This is a genomic window from Streptomyces sp. NPDC091371, from assembly GCF_040684275.1.
In the GTDB taxonomy this organism is placed as follows: domain Bacteria; phylum Actinomycetota; class Actinomycetes; order Streptomycetales; family Streptomycetaceae; genus Streptomyces.
Genome location: NZ_JBFBFP010000008.1, coordinates 129,690 through 147,322, shown reverse-complemented (window position 1 = coordinate 147,322; position 17,633 = coordinate 129,690). Strand labels below are relative to the sequence as shown.

The 17,633-nt window shown below is 73.3% G+C and carries 16 protein-coding genes; 8 read left to right on the top strand and 8 right to left on the bottom strand.

Annotated features, from left to right (window positions below):
• Positions 1-39 precede the first annotated feature (39 nt).
• Both AB0O21_RS12365 and AB0O21_RS12360 read right to left on the bottom strand, forming a co-directional pair.
• Positions 40-666 carry a DUF305 domain-containing protein gene (locus AB0O21_RS12365; RefSeq protein WP_365169807.1) on the bottom strand — a complete coding sequence of 209 codons (627 nt, stop codon included), beginning with the start codon at positions 664-666 and terminating at the stop codon, positions 40-42.
• 79 nt (positions 667-745) lie between these two features.
• Positions 746-1,162, bottom strand: a complete 417-nt coding sequence (locus AB0O21_RS12360; RefSeq protein WP_365170049.1) for a DUF6153 family protein — start codon at positions 1,160-1,162, stop codon at positions 746-748.
• Positions 1,163-1,304: 142 nt separating this feature from the next.
• Here AB0O21_RS12360 and AB0O21_RS12355 point away from each other — a divergent pair, with 142 nt between their 5' ends.
• From AB0O21_RS12355 to AB0O21_RS12345, 3 genes are all read left to right on the top strand, one after another.
• Positions 1,305-2,621: a phosphoribosyltransferase family protein gene (locus AB0O21_RS12355; RefSeq protein ID WP_365169805.1), complete on the top strand. Its 1,317-nt coding sequence runs from the start codon at positions 1,305-1,307 to the stop codon at positions 2,619-2,621.
• A 129-nt stretch (positions 2,622-2,750) separates the two neighbouring features.
• A complete protein-coding gene (locus tag AB0O21_RS12350) occupies positions 2,751-3,518 on the top strand; it encodes a DUF4142 domain-containing protein (protein ID WP_365169803.1) in 768 nt (255 codons plus the stop codon).
• Positions 3,499-4,845, top strand: coding sequence for a DUF1996 domain-containing protein (locus AB0O21_RS12345; protein WP_365169801.1), 1,347 nt, complete (start codon positions 3,499-3,501; stop codon positions 4,843-4,845). Before AB0O21_RS12350 ends, AB0O21_RS12345 begins: the two co-directional genes overlap by 20 nt.
• A gap of 114 nt (positions 4,846-4,959) precedes the next feature.
• On the opposite strand, the gene AB0O21_RS12340 is transcribed toward AB0O21_RS12345, so the two are convergent.
• Positions 4,960-6,117, bottom strand: coding sequence for a helix-turn-helix domain-containing protein (locus AB0O21_RS12340; protein ID WP_365169798.1), 1,158 nt, complete (start codon positions 6,115-6,117; stop codon positions 4,960-4,962).
• A 190-nt stretch (positions 6,118-6,307) separates the two neighbouring features.
• Between AB0O21_RS12340 and AB0O21_RS12335 the strand changes: the two genes are divergently transcribed.
• The 4 genes from AB0O21_RS12335 (at position 6,308) to AB0O21_RS12320 (ending at position 10,043) form a co-directional block, all read left to right on the top strand.
• Positions 6,308-7,144 carry a hypothetical protein gene (locus AB0O21_RS12335; RefSeq protein ID WP_365169795.1) on the top strand — a complete coding sequence of 279 codons (837 nt, stop codon included), beginning with the start codon at positions 6,308-6,310 and terminating at the stop codon, positions 7,142-7,144.
• Positions 7,141-8,589, top strand: coding sequence for an NADH-ubiquinone oxidoreductase-F iron-sulfur binding region domain-containing protein (locus AB0O21_RS12330; RefSeq protein WP_365169792.1), 1,449 nt, complete (start codon positions 7,141-7,143; stop codon positions 8,587-8,589). Before AB0O21_RS12335 ends, AB0O21_RS12330 begins: the two co-directional genes overlap by 4 nt.
• Before the next feature lie 108 nt (positions 8,590-8,697).
• Positions 8,698-9,642 (top strand): SCO0930 family lipoprotein, encoded by a 945-nt coding sequence (locus AB0O21_RS12325; protein WP_365169789.1) that lies wholly within the window; start codon positions 8,698-8,700, stop codon positions 9,640-9,642.
• A 26-nt stretch (positions 9,643-9,668) separates the two neighbouring features.
• Positions 9,669-10,043, top strand: a complete 375-nt coding sequence (locus AB0O21_RS12320; protein ID WP_365169786.1) for a hypothetical protein — start codon at positions 9,669-9,671, stop codon at positions 10,041-10,043.
• A 17-nt stretch (positions 10,044-10,060) separates the two neighbouring features.
• Here the strand turns inward: AB0O21_RS12320 and AB0O21_RS12315 are convergent, their stop codons facing one another.
• Entirely contained in the window at positions 10,061-11,269 is a 1,209-nt protein-coding gene (locus AB0O21_RS12315) for an MAB_1171c family putative transporter (protein ID WP_365169783.1), read from the bottom strand.
• 108 nt (positions 11,270-11,377) lie between these two features.
• Positions 11,378-11,956, bottom strand: coding sequence for a helix-turn-helix transcriptional regulator (locus AB0O21_RS12310; protein ID WP_365169780.1), 579 nt, complete (start codon positions 11,954-11,956; stop codon positions 11,378-11,380).
• A gap of 326 nt (positions 11,957-12,282) precedes the next feature.
• Between AB0O21_RS12310 and AB0O21_RS12305 the strand changes: the two genes are divergently transcribed.
• The gene (locus AB0O21_RS12305; protein ID WP_365170046.1) at positions 12,283-13,857 is read left to right on the top strand and encodes an alpha/beta hydrolase; all 1,575 of its coding nucleotides are present in this window, start codon (positions 12,283-12,285) and stop codon (positions 13,855-13,857) included.
• Here AB0O21_RS12305 and AB0O21_RS12300 read toward each other — a convergent pair.
• Genes AB0O21_RS12300 through AB0O21_RS12290 form a run of 3 tightly spaced genes read right to left on the bottom strand, consistent with a single transcriptional unit; the run spans position 13,793 to position 17,599 of the window.
• On the bottom strand, positions 13,793-15,109 hold the full coding sequence (locus tag AB0O21_RS12300; protein WP_365169777.1) for an MFS transporter: 1,317 nt from the start codon (positions 15,107-15,109) through the stop codon (positions 13,793-13,795). The two genes, AB0O21_RS12305 and AB0O21_RS12300, sit on opposite strands and share 65 nt — an antisense overlap.
• Positions 15,106-15,519, bottom strand: a complete 414-nt coding sequence (locus AB0O21_RS12295) for a PaaI family thioesterase (RefSeq protein ID WP_365169774.1) — start codon at positions 15,517-15,519, stop codon at positions 15,106-15,108. Before AB0O21_RS12295 ends, AB0O21_RS12300 begins: the two co-directional genes overlap by 4 nt.
• A 55-nt stretch (positions 15,520-15,574) precedes the next feature.
• Entirely contained in the window at positions 15,575-17,599 is a 2,025-nt protein-coding gene (locus tag AB0O21_RS12290) for an NADPH-dependent 2,4-dienoyl-CoA reductase (protein WP_365169771.1), read from the bottom strand.
• Between the last annotated feature and the right edge of the window lie 34 nt (positions 17,600-17,633).

Here is a 17,633-nt window from a genome sequence, read left to right as displayed (position 1 = left end):
CGGACCGCGGTCCGGTGGCCCCCTTCACTCACGGGCCGGTCAGCCCAGCAGGCCCTTCATCTTGTTGATCTCGGCGGTCTGCGAGGTGATGATCGCGTCGGCCATCGTCTTGGCGTCCGGGAACGCCCCGCCCGACTGCTCGGCGCGGGCCATCGACACGGCGCCTTCGTGGTGCTTGATCATCAGCTGCATGAAGGCGGTGTCGAAGGCCTTGCCGGAGGCCTTCTTGAGGTTGGCCATCTCCTCGGCCGTCATCATCCCGCCCCCGTCCGCGCCGTGCGCGGAGTGCTCCGCCGGGCCCTCTGCGGGCACCTGCTCGCCCCAGGAGGTGAGCCACCCGGAGAGGGTCTTGATCTCGGGGTCCTGGGCCTTCTTGATCTGCTCGGCGAGCTGCTTGACCTCGGCCGACTCGGCGCGGGAGGGGGCGAGGTCCGCCATCTCCACGGCCTGCCGGTGGTGGGGGATCATCCCCTTGGCGAAGGCCACGTCGGTGGAGTTGTGCTGCCCCTGGGCGGCGGGGGCGGAAGCCGTCGGCGTCTGGCTGCCGTGGCCGCCGTGCCCGGCGGCGCCGTCCTCGCCGGACCCGCAGGCGGCGAGGACGAACGAGGCGGCGGCCACGGCCACGACGGCGGCGGTACGGCGGATGAGCGAACGGTGCGTGTTCATGGTGGTGCGACTCCTTGTACGGAATTGAGGATGCGACGGAGCGCGGCACAACCCCTGGGGGTGTGCCGTGCGGGTCGTCCTAGATCCGCAGGAGTTGCAGTTCGGCCAGGTCGGGCGGTGCCCGCCCGCTCTGCGCCGACGCCGGGGCGACGGCGTGGGGCGCTTCGGCCCCGGGCACGCCGTCGAGGGCGGCGGCCGGCGCGGGCGGCGCGTACGGCGTGCCGATACCGGTCGCCGCGCAGGTGGCGTCCGCGTGGTGCGTGTGGTCCGATCCGCCCGCGGTGTGCGAGCAGCCCTCGGCCGCGTGGACCGCGCTCCCGGCCGGTTCCTGGTGGCCCATCGCCATGGCGTGGCCGCCGACGGCCGCCGGGGTGCGCGCGGAGGCGGGCCCGGGGCCCAGGCCGTGCATGGCCAGCACTCCGGCCAGCACCGCGAGTACGAGCAGCACGAAGCCGCGCCCTGCCGGGCGGCGGCTCGAGGACTGCACGCGGGAGATCACGGGATCATCGTACGAAAGCCATGGGCCTGCCACCGCGGCGGCCCACATCCTGGGACCGCGTGTCGCGGTCACCCACTTGCACATCCGCCGCAGAGGGAGTTGCGTGGATTGTGTCTCCCCTGGACGGGGGTGAACGAAGGTGTTCTTCACCGATAGGGCCGACGCCGGCCGGCGTCTTGCCGCGGCGCTACGGCATGTGGCGACGGAGGATCCCGTCGTCCTCGGGCTGCCCCGGGGCGGAGTACCGGTGGCCTATCAGGTGGCGCGGGAGCTCGGCGCCCCGCTCGATGTGATCGTGGTGCGCAAGCTCGGGGTCCCCTACCACCAGGAGCTGGGGTTCGGGGCCATCGGGGAGGGCGGAGTACGGATCATCAGCGAGGACATCGTCCGGCAGGCGCGGGTCGCCCGCGAGGACGTCGCCGCGGTCGAGCGGGCCGCGCAGGAGGCGCTCGGCCGGCAGGCGCACCGTCTGCGCGAGGGCCGGCCGCGGGTCCCGCTCGTCGGGCGCACGGTGATCGTGGTGGACGACGGGATCGCGACCGGTGCCACGGCCGCCGCCGCGTGCGAGGTGGTCCGCGCGCAGGGCGCGTCCCGGGTGGTGCTCGCCGCACCGGTGGCCCCGCCCGACGCGGTCGCGTGGCTGCGCACCGAGGCGGACGAGGTGGTGTGCCTGTCCACGCCGCGCGCCTTCCGGGCCGTCGGCGAGTGGTACCAGGACTTCTCCCAGACCCCGGACGAGGAGGTCGTCGCGCTGCTGGCCGAGGCCGGGACGGGCGCCTCCCCCTCGCCGCCCGCCCCGCGCCGCGGCGGGGTCGAGGCCGGGGTGGAGGTCGTCGTGGACGGGGGCGCGCTGAGGCTGGCCGGGGACCTCGCCCTGCCGGAGGAGGGCGCCGGGGGCGCCGGCCCGGTCGTCATGTTCGCGCACGGCTCCGGCAGCAGCCGGCGCAGCCCCCGCAACCGCGCCGTGGCGGCCGCGCTGAACCGGGCGGGCCTGGGCACCCTGCTGTTCGACCTGCTCACGCCGTCCGAGGAGGCCGACCGGTCGAACGTGTTCGCCGTCGAGCCCCTGGCCGGCCGGCTCGCGGACGCGACGCGCTGGCTGCGGAACGGGCACGCGCCCGCCGCGATCGGCTACTTCGGCGCGAGCACGGGCGCCGCGGCGGCGCTGCTGGCCGCCGCCGACCCCGACGCGGAGATCGACGCCGTGGTCTCCCGCGGCGGCCGCCCGGATCTCGCCGGGCCGCGGCTGGGCGACGTACGGGCGCCGACGCTGCTCATCGTCGGAGGCCGCGACACGACGGTGCTGGAGCTCAACCGGCAGGCGCAGGCGGAGCTGCGCTGCGAGAACCGGCTCGACGTGATCCCGGGCGCCACGCACCTCTTCGAGGAGCCGGGGGCGCTCGACGAGGTGGCGGAACTGGCCCGGGACTGGTTCACCCGGCACCTGGTCCCGTGACCGGCGAACGCGGCACGATAACACCCTTGTCCGGGCCCGCCCGATTGTTTGTCCAAGGGTGATGGTCCTCGCGCACAGGCACCGGCAGTGGCCTAGCGTCCCGTGACACCCACGGAGCGAGGAGGCACTGTGCTGTCACTGCGGTGGCGATCCATCAACAGCCTGTCGGTGGCCACGCGGCACACGATCGCGAACGGCATCGTCATCACCGCCCTGGCCGTCACCCTGATCGCGCTGCTGGTTCCCGTGGAGGGATTCGGCAGCCGGGCCCAGGCCGGGGCCGCGGCCGCCGGCCCGGCGGGCGAGGACGACGGCGCCGGCACCATGAGCACGGCGTACGGGCCCCTGACCGCGACGGACCGGGACTTCGTCCGCAAGGTCCGGCTGGCCGGGCTGTGGGAGCTGCCCGCCGGGCGGCAGGCCCAGCAGCGCGGGACGCGACCCGCGGTGCGCACGGCCGGGGAGCACCTCGTCGACGGCCACACGGAGCTGGACCAACAGGTCATCCGGGTCGGCCAGGCGCTCGGCGTCGACCTGCCCAACCAGCCGACCCGGCAACAGCAGGAGTGGCTGGGGCAATTGACGCAGGCTCAGGGAGACGCGTACGAGCGGCTGTTCATCCAGCTGCTGCGCCGGGCACACGGGAAGGTGTTCACGCTGCTGGCCGGGGTGCGGGCGCAGACCCGCAACTCGATGGTCCGCTCCCTCGCCACCTCGGCCAACGCCACGGTCCTGGACCACATCTCGGTGCTGGAGGAGAGCGGGCTCGTCGACTTCGACGCCCTCTCGGACTCGGCTCCGCCCGCCACGCCGGCCCTCCCCTCCCCGGTCCTCTCCTCCCCCGCTCCTCCGATCCCATCGAGGAAGAAGCCATCACATGAGTCGACAGGGTCATGAACGCCGCCGGCTGCCGGGCACGCTGCTCGTCGTGGTCTCCGCGCTGGTGCTGGGCGCCGGCGGGGTCGCCGTCGTCGCCGACAACGCCTCGGCGGGCCAGGACGGCGACGGGCCACGGCAGTTGACGGCCACCATCGACTGCCCCGACATCGGGGAGCGGCTGACGTCCGTCCCCGAGCAGGCGAAGGCCGAGGTCGACGAGGGCCTCGCCCAGCTGGACGTCCAGGTGGCCGACGCCTACCGGCGGCTCGCCGCCGGCGAGGCGCGGGGCGAAACCCTCCTCGGCGAGCTCCGCGAGCAGCGCGGCACGACCATCAACCGGCTGGCCGACGCGATAGGCCGGTCCGCCGGGCGGCCCGAGGAGCTCACGGCCCTGAGCGGCTGCCGGATGAAGGAGGCGCCCGCGGAGGACGCATCGGCCCAGGAGCCCGCTTCCGTGCGCAAGGGCGGCCCGGCGCGCGGCGACTTCGTGTCCATCACCAAGGTCCGGCCGAACGTACGGACCCCCGCGCCCTCGGCGGACGCCTCCAAGGGCTCCTTCGCCTCGCGGTGCGGCCGCAACGAGAACGGCCACTTCAACCCCGACAACGTGATCGTGGCACCCGGCGTCTCCAACGGCGCCCACCACATGCACGACTACGTGGGCAACCTGTCCACGGACGCCTTCTCCACCAACAACAGCCTCGCCGCCGCCGGCACCACCTGCGGCAACGGCGACCAGTCCAGCTACTACTGGCCGGTGCTGCGGCTGCGCGACGGAAAGGCCGAGCGGGACGCCAAGGCTCCGGGCGGCGGCCAGGACGGCAACGTGGGCACCATCCTGCGGCCGAAGCAGGTCACCCTCACCTTCCAGGGCAGTCCCGTCGGCCGGGTCACGGCCATGCCCCGCTTCCTGCGCGTCATCACGGGCGACGCGAAGGCCTTCACCAACGGCACCGCCAATGCCAACGCCTCGTGGAGCTGCACCGGCTTCGAGGACCGGCAGCTGAAGGACAAGTACCCCATCTGCCCCAAGGGCAGCGACGTGGTCCGCACCTTCACCTTCCAGAGCTGCTGGGACGGGCGGAACACCGACAGCGCCAACCACCGTACGCACATGGCCTTCGCGGACCGCTCCGGCCGCTGCCCGAAGGGTTTCACCGCGGTGCCGCAGCTGGTGCAGCGGATCACCTACGGCGTCGCGCCGGGGGCCCGGTTCGCGGTGGACAGCTTCCCCGAGCAGCTGCACAAGCCGGTGACCGACCACGGTGACTTCATCAACGTGATGGCGCCGGGCTTGATGGCCCGGGCCGTGGACTGCGTCAATTCCGGCCGCAGCTGCCGCTGAGCTCCCGGGCCGGGCGCCCCCTCCCCCATCCGCCGCGCCCGCCCGGGAAAGGTGTTGGCCCGGAGCCGTCAGGCTCCGGGCCGACACCGCGTTCTCCCCTTCCCGTTGCGTGGGCTACAGCCCGTTGACGCGGGCCATCCGGCCGACGACCACGGGGGTGAAGTCCGCCGTGACCACGCGCGGCGTCCTGCGGCCCACCCGCACGTGCTGGCGCCGCACTTGGGCCATCAGCCGACGGCTGCGCAGGGCCATCTCCAGTTCGAACCGGGTGCGGGGGTCCCGTAGCCCGGTCCCGAAGAGCTTCTCCAGCTGGCGCATGCGGTACCGCACCGTCTGGGGGTGGACGCTCAGGGCCTTCGCCGCCTCGGGGGCTCCGCCGCCTTCCAGCCAGGCGAGCAGGGTCACCTCCAGCCGCTCGCTCTGGCGGGGGGTCAGGTCCGCCAGCGGGCGCAGCCAGCGCGCGGCCAGCGCGTGGGCCAGGGGCTCGTCCTGGAGCAGCAGCAGGGTGGAGAGGTGGTCGTCCACGAAGACGGTCCGGGCGTCCGGGCCGCCGCGGGCGGGGGTCAGGGAGAGCAGGCGCAGCGCCCAGCGCAGCGAGGACGCGGCGTCGCGGAGGGGGACGGCGTGGCCGACGGCGGCGCAGCGGCCGCGCAGTGCGAGTTCCAGGGGGGTCCGGGCGTCCGGGTCGGCGGTCGGGACCAGCAGGCAGGGGCGGCCGGCGAACACGCCGGCGAGGGCGTCGTCGAAGAGGCCGGCCGGCGGACGGGTTTCGCCGGGGACGGCGAGCGCGACGGCGCGTACGGCCATGGGGAGGGGCCATCCGGCCGCCTGGGCGAGTTCGGCGAGGGAGCTCGCGGATGCGGCCCGGTCGTCGGTGAGGGCGGCGAAGAGGTCCTGCCGGGCCTGGTCGGCTAGCCGCGGTTCCGCGGTCTCGGCGTCCGCGCTGCCGTCGGGTACGGGTACGGGTTCGGGTGCGAGTACGGGCTCGGGATCGGGGCCGGCTTCCGCGTCGGGATCGGCGTCCGTGTCGGCTTCCGCGTCGGCGTCGGCCGGGTCGCGGTAGCCGAGTGCGGTAAGGAGTGCCTCCTCCACCTTCTGTCTGAGCAGTTCGCCGTCGATGGCATCGTTGTCATCGACAAGTGCGGAAAGTTCCGGATTTCCATGCAGAAGCTCCTCCACTACCTCGGCCGCCAGCGCGGGGAGCTCCCGGCGCAGGACACGGGTCCACTCGCCGCGCGGGCGGGACCAGATGCGGTTCAGAAGTTCGCACATCGTTACCTCGTTCGTGCCGGTGAGGTCTTGACGAAGGGGAGTCTTCCGGTCTTGTTCGATGCGCCGGAGACGCGGTGCGAGAAATTATCACGTTTCGATAAATCCTGTGGAGGTGCTGCACAGGTCCACGATGCTTCTGCACTCCGACCCCAAGACCCGTCTGTCGGCTCGGAGTTCACAGGAGAACCGGATGCCTCTGCCCCAGCCGCACCCCTCCCGCCCGCACCCGCCCCGCCCGCACCCACGCCGCTCGCTCCCCCGCCGCTCGCACCGGGCCCGCCGCCGTCACCCCGGCGCGCTCGGCGCGGCGGCCGCCGCCCTGTTCTCCGCCGTCGTGGCGGCCCGCGCGGGCGTGCTGACGCACCTGTGGGAGTTCCTCGACTTCGGGGCGGGAGTCCTCTCGCTCGTCTCGCTCACCGCCACCGTCCTGTGGGGGCTGGTGGCCACCGACCGGGCCCTGCTCGGGCCGGGCCACCGGCTGCTCGCCCAGGGCGTGCACCGCGGGCTGGCCGTGGCGGGGCTGGGCTTCCTGGCCCTCCACGTCTGGGTCAAGGTGGCGGAGGGGCGAACGGGCGCGGTCCCGGCGGCGGTTCCGTTCGCCGACGGGGACCGGCCGTTCCTGATCGGGCTCGGCACGCTGGCCGGGTACCTCTTCGTGGCCGTCGCGGTGTCCGGCGGGGTGCGCAGCGCGTTCGCCACCCGGAGCCGCTCGCTGTGGTGGCGCGCGCTGCACATCGGCGCCTACCCCGCGTGGGGCGCCTCCCTGGTGCACGGCCTCAAGGCGGGCCGCCCGGCCGGCGCGTGGGTGACGGCGGCCTACGCGCTGTGCCTGGCCGGGGTGGCGGCCGTGCTCGTGCTCCGCCTCAGGTCCGTGCTGCGCGGGGTGGCGTCACCGCCGATCGCGCCGCCCGCCGGGGGCCGGGAGAGCGCCGGGCGCCGGGCGTCGGTGCGCCGGATCTCCGTGCGCGGGGCCGTCGTCGGCACCCCCCGGGTTGAGCAGCTCGCGGGCCGGGAGCGGTGGAGGTGACCGGCGGGCCGCGCCCCGGCCTCGGCTGCGTGGGCGCTCCCAGGCTGCTGGCCGGCCTCGACCGGGCCGCCCGGCTGGACCGCGAGGCCCATCTGGCGGTGCACGGCACGCTGCCCCGCCACCACCCGGACGAACTGGTCGCGCTCGCGGACGACATCGACCTGCGGGGGCGGGGCGGAGCGGGCTTCCCCTTCGCCCGGAAACTGCGCGCGGTCGCCCGGTCGGCCCGGGGCCGCGACGGGGGCACCGCCGTGGTCGTCAACGGCAGTGAGGGCGAGCCGAGTTGCCTCAAGGACACGGCGCTGCTGCTGCACACCCCGCACCTGGTGCTCGACGGGGCCCTGCTGGCCGCCGCCGCGCTGGGTGCCGAGGAGGTGGCCGTGGCCGTCACGAGGGCGGACGTGGAGCAGTCGGTACGGGAAGCGGTCGCGGAACGCGGCCCGGCGGGGCGCCGGGTCCGCGTGGCGCGGCTCCCCGAGCGCTTCGTGACGGGCGAGGGGACGGCCCTGGCGGCCGGCCTGAACGGCGGTGCCGCGCTGCCGTCCGGGCAGAAGGTGCGCACCAGCGAGCGGGGCCTGGGCGGTGCGCCCACCCTGCTGTCGAACACCGAGACCTTCGCCCAACTCGCCGTCGCGGCACGGCTCGGCGCGCGGGAGTACCGTACGGCCGGCCTGTCGGCCGAGCCGGGCACCGTACTGCTGACGGTCGCCGGTGCCACGGTCGTCGAGACGCCGTCCGGGACCTCGCTGTCGTACGTCCTCCAGGTGTGCGGCACCGGGCCCGGGCAGGGCGTACTGGTCGGCGGCTACCACGGCAGATGGCTGGACGCGGGCTCCGCGCGCTCCGCCCAGCTGTCCCGGCAGTCCCTCGCCGCCCTCGGCGCGGTCATGGGGGCGGGGGCGGTGCTGCCGCTGCCCGAGGACACCTGCCCGGCCGGGGAGGTCGCCCGGGTCACCCGGTGGATGGCGCGGGAGTCGGCGGGCCAGTGCGGGCCCTGTGTACGGGGGCTGCCCGCGCTGGCCGACGTACTGGAGGAGGCCGTTCGGGGCGGGGGCCGGGCCGCCCTCGAAGCGGTGGAGGCGCGGATGCGGGCGGTCCTGGGCCGGGGTGCGTGCAGCCATCCCGACGGGACCTCGCGGTTCGTGGGCTCGGCGCTGGCCGCCTTCCCGGACGAGTTCCGCGACCACGCCCTCGGCAGCGGCTGCGGGCGGCGGGTGCTGGGGGCGCTGCCGCTGCCCCGCGACGAGAGTCCGGAGCGGCTGGTCGTGGACTGGACGCTGTGCCGGGGCCACGGGCTGTGCGCGGACATCCTCCCCGATGTCGTACGGCTCGACGCGGACGGCTATCCGGCGGAGGCGTCCATGGCGGTGCCGGAGCAGCTGCGCCCGAAGGCCCTGCGCGCGGTGCGGCGTTGTCCCGCCCTCGCGCTGCGCATCCAGGGCTGAGCCGTTTCTTGGCGCGATCGGACAAATTCCGGGTGATGTCCACTGCCGCCGCCCCTTTCCCCGTATCAATGTCGAAGGCCCTCGAGAAATCCGAAGGAGCGATCGATCGTGAAGAGAATACGACGCGGGATATGCGCCGGTTCGGCTGTGGCGGTCCTGCTGCTGACTGCCGGATGCGGCTCCGGTGACGAATCCACCGGGAAATCGGGCGGCGTCAAACCGGTGGCCGACAGCGGGAAGATCGGGTCCGTCTACGATGCCGCCGGCGGCGGGTACGGGAGCGATCCGGGCACCGTCACGGCGGCCGGGGCGGGGCGGTTGAAGGTGCGGGACATCCCGGCCGTGGGCGCCGCGGTCACCGACGGGGAGGGCCTGACCCTCTACCGGTTCGACAAGGACACGGCCAAGCCCCCCGCGTCCAACTGCGATGGGGACTGCGCCAAGGCCTGGCCCCCGGTGGCGGCGGACGACGCCACGGCGGGCGAGGGCATCGAGGCGGGCCTGCTCGGATCGGTGGCGCGGGCCGACGGCAGCAGGCAGCTGACCCTCGCCGGCTGGCCCGTCTACCGCTACGCCAAGGACACCGCGCCGGGCGAGGCGCTCGGGGAGGGCGTCGGCGGGACCTGGCACGCGGTGGGAGCCGACGGGAAACCGGCGGGCGCCGGGGCTGCCGCGGCCGGGCCGAAGAAGGGCGCCGGCCTCTCGGTCGCGCAGAACCCGACACTCGGCGGAATTCTCGCGGACGCCGCGGGACGCACCCTGTACCGCTTCGACAAGGACAGCGCGTGGCCGATGAAATTCGGCTGCCTGGATTCCTGCCTGGACGCCTGGAAACCGGCCCAGCCCGTAGACAGGGCGAAAGCATCCGGAATAGCCGCCGAATTGATCGGATCGGTGAAGCGTCCGGACGGTTCGGAGCAATTGACCATCGACTGCTGGCCGGTCTACACGTTCACCGGCGACAAACAGCCCGGTGACATCAACGGGCAGGGAAAACAGGGACTCTGGTTCGCGGTGACGGACCAGGGGAAGAAGGCGAAGCCATCCGTATAGCGGCGGCCCCGGCCCTTCTGGTCCCGGTGGCGGCGTGCGTCGCGCTGATGTGCGGCGGCTGTGCGTCGCCGGGCCCCGGAAAGGGCCCGGCGGCGCACTCCGTCTCGATCGAGGAGATCGCCACGGCCATCGGATGCACGGCGGAAGTGAGCGTGGAGGCCGAGGAGCTGCGCCAGGGCGGCTGCGAGACGGGGCAGGGTGCCTCCCACCGGATGGCCACCTTCGCCACCGCCGAGGGCCTGCGGGCCTGGCTGGCCGAGGCCCGGATCTACGGCGGCAGCTACCTGGTCGGGAACCGCTGGGTGGTCACCACCGGGGAGACTTCCGCGCTGGAGTCCCTGCGCGACCGCCTGGGCGGCTCCCTGGACACCGGTACCCCGCACGGGAACCACCACCCCTGAAGCCCTGCCCTGGCGGGTCACCTCGTACTGCTCTCCAGGACGGCCGCTTCCCGGGTGGCCCGGACGACGGCGGACCTCGACAGGGCCCGGGACAGGCGGACGAGGCCGAGGGTGCTGGTGGCGGAGGCGAGCAGCGGTCCGTCGCCGGCGTGCTGCACGGGGGATGCGTTCCCGTCGGCCGCGTGCCGGGTCCACATGACGATGGCGTGGGCCAGCACGGCGGCATCCGCGATGACGGCCGCCTCCTCGTCCGTCGGGGCCGTCTTGCGTGCTTCGAGCAGGGAGAGTTCCCGTACTTCCGGGTTGAGGAAGGGGTGGACGCTGAGGATGCCGTCGTAGATGTCGGATTCGATCTGGGTCACCCGCACGTCGATGGGTGTCGAGATGCCGCCGGCCAGGTTGATGCTGCGACGGGTCGCCACGCGCAGTTCCCGCCAGGCGGGTTGCAGCTGGTGGTAGCGGCGCCACATGCCCGCGTAGTTCATGAGGCGCTGGGACAGCAGGGGCAGGACGAAGCCGATGCCGATCAGCAGGGCCGAGACGGCGGCGAACGGCGGGGCGATCGGCCAGCTGAGGCGGTCCAGGTCGTGGCCGGTCCAGCGGGCCCCGAGGGCGGTGAACTTCAGTGCGTCGTAGGCCAGGTTGAGGAGGTAGCCGACGACGATGAGGATCAGTCCGGCACGCAGGGGGCCGTGGACCTCGCGGGCCCAGCGGGCGCACAGGAAGGTCATCGTGACGGCGGCCGCGGTGTGCGCCAGCAGGTAGAGGACGATCATCTCGCGGATGTACGGCGTGTTCGCGTAGTACGTGTCGAGGTCGACCAGCCGCTCCACCGGCGCCTCGCCCAGGGCGAAGAGCCCGTTGATCGCGGCGATGACGGCCAGGGTGGCCCAATTGCAGCGGCGGGCCCACCGGGCCGCCCGTTCCGCGTCCTCGGGCCCGCTGCTCCAGCGGATCATGAGCACCAGGTTGGACCCGGAGAGCGCGGTCAGGACGGTGTAGACGACGGGCGCGGCCGCGTTCGGGATTCCACTGAGCCGGTTGATGGCCACGATGGACGGAACCGCGGCGACGGCGAACACGCCGGCGGCCACGAAGAGCAGCACGCACACGGACCGCAGCAGCTCGTCCTTGGGATTGCGCCACAGGGGCGGCAGCTTGAGGCAGCCCGCGAGCAGCAGCAGCGCCCCCGGGATGTAGAACACCGCACCGTTGGGATTGGTCACGCCGCGCCCCCGTCCGGCTCGTCGCGCGGCCGGACCGCCTCCGCCTCCACCTCCGGCTGGCGTTCCCGTCGACGCGGGCTCCTCGTCATCCCCACCCCTTCTTCGTGGTCACTTCTGCTGGTCGTTCATGATGAAGTCCAGCAGGTCCCGCATCTTGGCCAGGGTCTCGGGGGCGCCCCTGAACGCGATCGACCGGAGCTGGAACCTCTCCTTGAGCTCCCGCAGATCCACGAGCTGGCGGGCCTGCTCGCCCGCCAGCTTCTCCTCCAGCGCACGGTTGAGGGCCTGGGAGGGCGTAGCAGTCAGGAAGCCGCGCGGGACCTTGAAGAAGTCCTCGATGCGGGCGGCCAGTTCCAGGCTCGGCACCTTGCGGCCCTTGAGGAGTTCGCCGACCCACTGGGGCGTCACGCCGGCACCGTCGGCGATTTCGGCCTGCGAGTACGGGAGGCCGTCCGGGCGGCGGCGGGTCTCCCGGAGGAAGTCGAGCCGCTGCGCCACCTGCTCCTGGAAGTCGGTCTCGTGGAGCGGACCCCGGCTCAGGCCCGACCGGACGACGCTCACGGGCAGGCCGGTGCTCAGGGAGAGCGGCGCCGGGTCGAGGACCGCCGCCCGGTCGAGGTCGGCCTTCTCGATCAGCTCTTCGAGGAGCCCCAGGCTCTTCAGGTGCGGGGCACCCTCGTCGGTCACGGATCCTCCTGGCGGTTGGCCTGCGAAGCCTTAGATCAGAACGACGATCGATTCTACAGCTGAAACGATCGTCCACCTCCGACTCACCCCCGTCATCCATCAGTTCGGAACCGAGGCTCCCGGGCCTCCCGGACGGCTCGGCAACGGCGACGGCGCGTCGGCCACTTGTCCGGATTTCAGCTCGTTCGTGAGGAGCACAAGGTCCCGCCCTTCGGGATGATTCGCCCGGCGCACGGGTGCAACAGGGTGGTCGGGCAAACGACTTCGGCGACCCCCGAAGTCACCGACTCACCGACTCACCGAAGGGAAGGAACGGCCACGTGCGCATGAAACGCCTCGCACCGCTGCTCGCATCCGCCGCACTCCTCGCCACCACCGTGCCCCTGCTCGCCGCGACCGGCGCCTCCGCCGCCCCGGCGGAGGACTACTCCCGGCAGAAGCCGGACTGGCACCGCTGCAGTCCCGAGCAGCCGGCCTCGTACGAATGCGCGACCCTCAAGGTCCCGCTCGACCACCGCCGTCCCGAAGGGCGGAAGATCGACCTCGCGATATCGCGGGTCAAGAGCGGGAACCCGGCCAAACGGCACGGCATCCTGCTGATCAACCCGGGCGGACCGGGCGGTTCCGGGCTGGGCATGTCGCTGGAGGTGAGCCAGGCGATGCCCCAGGAGGTACGGGACCGGTACGACCTGATCGGCTTCGACCCGCGCGGGGTCGGCGCCAGCAGTCCCGTCTCCTGCGGACTGACCGACGCCGAGCAGAAGTTCGACCGGCCCTACCGCCCGGAGACCTTCGCCTCGGACGTGGAGTGGGCGCGCACCGTCGCAGAGAAGTGCCGCGAGAAGGCCGGCGACGTGCTGCCCCACATCACCACCCGCAACACGGCCCGCGACATGGACGCGATCCGAGCGGTACTGGGCGAGCGCAAGCTCTCGTACCTGGGCTACTCGTACGGGACCTACCTCGGCGCGGTGTACTCGCAGATGTTCCCGCAGCGGACCGACCGCTTCGTGCTCGACAGCGGGGTGGACCCGCAGCGGATCTGGCGCGGCATGATCCAGGTGTGGGCGACGGAGGCCGAGCCCGCGTTCGCCCGCTGGACGCGGTGGGCGGCCGAGCGGTCGGCCGAGTACGGGCTCGGCGACAGCCCGCAGGCCGTGTCGGACACCTTCTGGGGGCTGGTGGCGCGCGCCGACCGGGAGCCGGTCGACTTCGAGGGCATGAAGATCACGGGCGATGACATCCGCACCGCCCGGGCGGTGTTCTTCTACCCGGCGCAGGCCACCCCGCTGATCGCGGCCCTGAAGGCGGCGGCCGAGGGCAAGCCGCTGCCCGCGGGCACCGCCGGCCCGGAGCTGAAGAAGCTCCTCACCGGCGGCCGGAGCGCCGAGCCGGCCCCGGACAACAGCACCGCCGTCTTCTGGTCCGTGGTGTGCGGGGACACGGGCACCTGGCCCCGCTACCCCGAGCAGTACGAGCGGGACGCGGCGAAGGACAAGGCGAAGTACCCGCTGTACGGGGACTTCGCGTCCAACATCAAGCCGTGCGCCTTCTGGCAGCGGCCGGTCGAGGCAGCCACGCCCATGCGGACCCGGGCGGACGTGCTGACCGTCCAGAACGAGTGGGACTCGCAGACCCCGCTGTCCAGCGGGCAGGGCCTGCACCGCGCGCTGAAGGGCTCGCGGATGGTGCTGGTGGAGGGCGGTGAGGGCCACGGCGTGTACCTGGCCGACCCGAACTCCTGCGCCAACGCGCACGTGAACGCGTACCTGGCCACGGGCGTGCTGCCCGGCAAGGACGTGACCTGCCGCAACCCGGAGCCGCCGGCCGCCGCCGCTAGCCCCGGGGCCCCGGTTCCGTCGGGTCCGCTGCCCTTCCCCGCCGGACCCGGCCGGTTCTGACCGGGCCCGGACCGTACGGACCCCGCTGCGCGGCGGCCCGCTCGCCGCGCAGCGGGGTCAGCAGCGCGCCGCCGAGGATGAGCAGGCACAGCGCTCCGGCGCCCAGGCTGACCGCGGGGACGCCGTATCCCTTGGCGAGCAGGGTGAGCACGGCCGCGCCGATCGGGCCCGAGGCGTTGTGCACCGTCCAGAAGGCGGAGGTGACCCGGCCGAGGAGGTGGTCCGGGGTGACCTCCTGACGCAGGGTCATGGTGCAGACCCCGCCCAGGGTGAGCCCGAACATGAACAGCGCCGCGAGTCCCGCGATCACCGGCACGCTGCGGCTGAGGCCGATGCCCGCCACCGACACGGCGATCAGGGCCAGCGAGGCCGGCCAGCAGACGCCGATGCCGAAGATCCGGCGCAGCCGCCCGGCGGCGAGGGCCGCGACGCCCGCCCCCGCCCCGCTCACGGCGGTGACGTAGCCGAGGGTGACGGCGTCCCGCTGCAGGTCCTCCATCACGTGGAAGATCAGCAGGTCGGCGGCGCCCATGGTGACGAAGGTCAGCAGGGTGAGCTGGATGGTGAGCGGGCGCAGCAGCGGGTGGCTCCACAGGAAGCGGAAGCCCACCAGGAACATCTCGCGGAGCACCCCGGCGCCGGCCTCCGGCCGTTTCCCCGCTTCGTCGGGCGGCCGCTGGAAGGTCACCCAGGCGAGGCTGGCGGCGGAGACGAGGAAGGTGGCGCCGTCGATGGCCAGGGCCCGGTCCGGGCTGGTCCAGGTGGCGATGAAACCGGCGACGACCGGTCCGAGCAGGGTGCCGAGGGCGAAGGTGCTCATCAGTCGCCCGTTGGCTGTGGTGAGGTGCTCGGGGCGCACCAGTTGGGGCACCGCCGTCACGTACGCCACGTCGAAGAGGGTCTTCAGGACGCTGACGACCGCGGTCAGCACGTACAGCAACCAGATCCGCGGCCCCGCCAGCCACACGAGCGGTACCGCGCCGAGCAGCACCGCCCGCGCCAGATCACAGACGATCATGAGCCGGCGGCGGTCCACCCGGTCCACGACGTATCCGGCGAACAGGCCCGTGCCGATGGCGGTGGCGCCCGCGACGGCGGTGAGCAGGCCCAGCTGGACGATGGACCCGGTGGCGGCGAGGACGATCATCGGCAGCGCGATGAACGTGACGGAGCCGCCGAGGACGGACAGACCCTGGCCGAGCCAGAAGACGTTGAAGTTCTTGTTCCGGCCGAGCGAGGGGCCCGTACTCATCCGAGCAGGGCGTAGACGGTCGAGGCCGTGGCGGCCGGCTCGTCGGATCCCTCGGGGGTCAGGGTGATGTCGGCGAAGGCCATCCGCTTGCCGAGCTTGGTGACCCGCACGTGGATGATCACGTCCGTGCCGACGACGGGGCGCTGGAAGCTCGTGGACTGCTGGACGGTGGTCATCGGCCCGTACGCCCCGCGCGCGGCGGAGACGGCGATGACGGTGGCGGTGTCGGCGGCCGCCATCATGGCCTGCCCGGAGAGGCCGCCGCCGTCCCGGGCCAGTTCGTCCGACCAGGGCAGCCGCAGCACGGCGTGCCGGTCGCCCGTCTCCTGGACGGTGAGGCCGAGGGCGAGCACCCACGGGGCGAAGTTGTCGGCGAGGACCTTGTCTGCGTCTGCGGGGGAGAACGTCACCGGGAGATTGTGGCGGCCCGGCCGGGCCACCACAATCCCCTCTCGTCGAACCGGCTCAGAGGGCGGCGGCCAGCTCCGTGCCCTGGCGGATGGCCCGCTTGGCGTCGAGCTCGGCCGCCACGTCGGCGCCGCCGATCAGGTGCGCCTCGACGCCGGCCGCGCGCAGCGCCTCGTACAGGTCCCGGCGCGGCTCCTGCCCGGTGCACAGGACCACCGTGTCGGCGGGTACGAGGTGCTGCTCGTCGCCGACGGTGATGTGCAGGCCCTCGTCGTCGATGCGGTCGTACGCGGCCCCGGCGACGGAGACGACACCGCGGTGCTTCATCTCCGCGCGGTGGATCCAGCCCGTGGTGGTGCCGAGGCCGGCGCCGACCTTGGTCGTCTTGCGCTGGAGGAGGTGCACCTGGCGCGGCGGCGCGGGGCGCTCGGGCTTGGTGAGCCCGCCGGGGCCGGTGTAGGCGGTGTCCACGCCCCAGTGGCGGAAGTACACCTCGGGGTCCTGCGAGGCGCCCTCGCCGCTGTCGGTGAGGTACTCGGCGACGTCGAAGCCGATGCCGCCGGCGCCGACGACGGCCACGCGCTCGCCGACGGGGGCGCCGTCGCGGAGCACGTCGAGGTAGCTGACGACGTGGGGGTGGTCCACGCCCTCGATGTCGGGGGTGCGGGGGGTGACTCCGGTGGCGACGACGACCTCGTCGTAGCCCTGGAGGGTCTCCACGTCGGCGCGGGTGTTCAGGCGGACCTCCACCCCGCTCTCCGCGAGCTGGGTGCCGAAGTAGCGGATGGTCTCCTCGAACTCCTCCTTGCCCGGGACGCGCCGGGCGATGTCGAGCTGGCCGCCGATGTGGCCGGAGGCCTCGAAGAGGGTCACGGCGTGGCCGCGGCCGGCGGCGGAGACGGCGCAGGCGAGACCGGCCGGGCCGGCGCCGACGACGGCGACGCGCTTCTTCGTCCGCGTGGGCGACAGCACCAGTTCGGTCTCGTGGCAGGCGCGCGGGTTGACCAGGCAGCTGGTGATCTTGCCGCTGAAGGTGTGGTCGAGGCAGGCCTGGTTGCAGCCGATGCAGGTGTTGATGGTCTCGGACCGGCCGGCGGCGGCCTTGGCGACGAAGTCGGCGTCGGCGAGGAAGGGCCGGGCCAGCGACACCAGATCGGCGCGCCCGTCCGCGAGCAGCTCCTCGGCGATCTCGGGGGTGTTGATGCGGTTGCTGGTGACGAGGGGGACGGACACCGCGCCCATCAGCCGCTTGGTGACCCAGGTGTAGGCGCCGCGCGGGACGGAGGTGGCGATGGTGGGGATGCGGGCCTCGTGCCAGCCGATGCCGGTGTTGATGATCGTGGCGCCGGCCGCCTCGATCTCCTTGGCGAGGCGGACGACCTCTTCGAGGGTGGATCCGCCGGGGATCAGGTCGAGCATGGAGAGGCGGTAGATGAGGATGAAGTCCTCGCCGACGGCCTGGCGGGTGCGGCGGACGATCTCCAGCGGGAAGCGGACGCGGTTCTCGTACGCGCCGCCCCAGCGGTCGGTGCGCTTGTTGGTGGCGGCCGCGATGAACTCGTTGATCAGGTAGCCCTCGGAGCCCATGATCTCGACGCCGTCGTAGCCGGCGGACTTGGCGAGGCGGGCGGCCCGGACGAAGTCCTCCACCGTCCGCTCGACCTCGATGTCGCTGAGCTCGTTCGGGACGAAGGGGCTGATGGGGGCCTGGAGCGCGCTGGGGGCGACCAGGTCCTTGTGGTACGCGTAGCGGCCGAAGTGGAGGATCTGCATCGCGATCTTGCCGCCCTCGGCGTGCACCGCGCCGGTGATCACCCGGTGCTCGGCGGCCTCGTCCTCGGTGGTGAGCCGGGAGCCGCCCTCGAAGGGCCGGCCCGCGTCGTTGGGCGCGATCCCGCCGGTGACGATGAGACCGGCACCGCCGCGGGCACGCTCGGCGTAGAAGGCGGCGAGCCGCTCGAAGCCGCCCGCGTGCTCTTCGAGGCCGGTGTGCATGGAGCCCATGATCACGCGGTTCGGCAGGGTGGTGAAACCGAGGTCCAGGGGGCTCAGCAGGTGCGGGTACCGGCTCTGGGAACTCATGGAGGCGCCTCCTCGCGCGGGGGTGATGCACCTG

Coding starts and splice junctions, on each gene's coding strand:
- AB0O21_RS12365 (WP_365169807.1), bottom strand. CDS start 666: ATGAACACGCACCGTTCGCTCATCCGCCGTACCGCCGCCGTCGTGGCC.
- AB0O21_RS12345 (WP_365169801.1), top strand. CDS start 3,499: ATGAGTCGACAGGGTCATGAACGCCGCCGGCTGCCGGGCACGCTGCTC.
- AB0O21_RS12340 (WP_365169798.1), bottom strand. CDS start 6,117: ATGTGCGAACTTCTGAACCGCATCTGGTCCCGCCCGCGCGGCGAGTGG.
- AB0O21_RS12335 (WP_365169795.1), top strand. CDS start 6,308: ATGCCTCTGCCCCAGCCGCACCCCTCCCGCCCGCACCCGCCCCGCCCG.
- AB0O21_RS12305 (WP_365170046.1), top strand. CDS start 12,283: ATGAAACGCCTCGCACCGCTGCTCGCATCCGCCGCACTCCTCGCCACC.
- AB0O21_RS12300 (WP_365169777.1), bottom strand. CDS start 15,109: ATGAGTACGGGCCCCTCGCTCGGCCGGAACAAGAACTTCAACGTCTTC.
- AB0O21_RS12290 (WP_365169771.1), bottom strand. CDS start 17,599: ATGAGTTCCCAGAGCCGGTACCCGCACCTGCTGAGCCCCCTGGACCTC.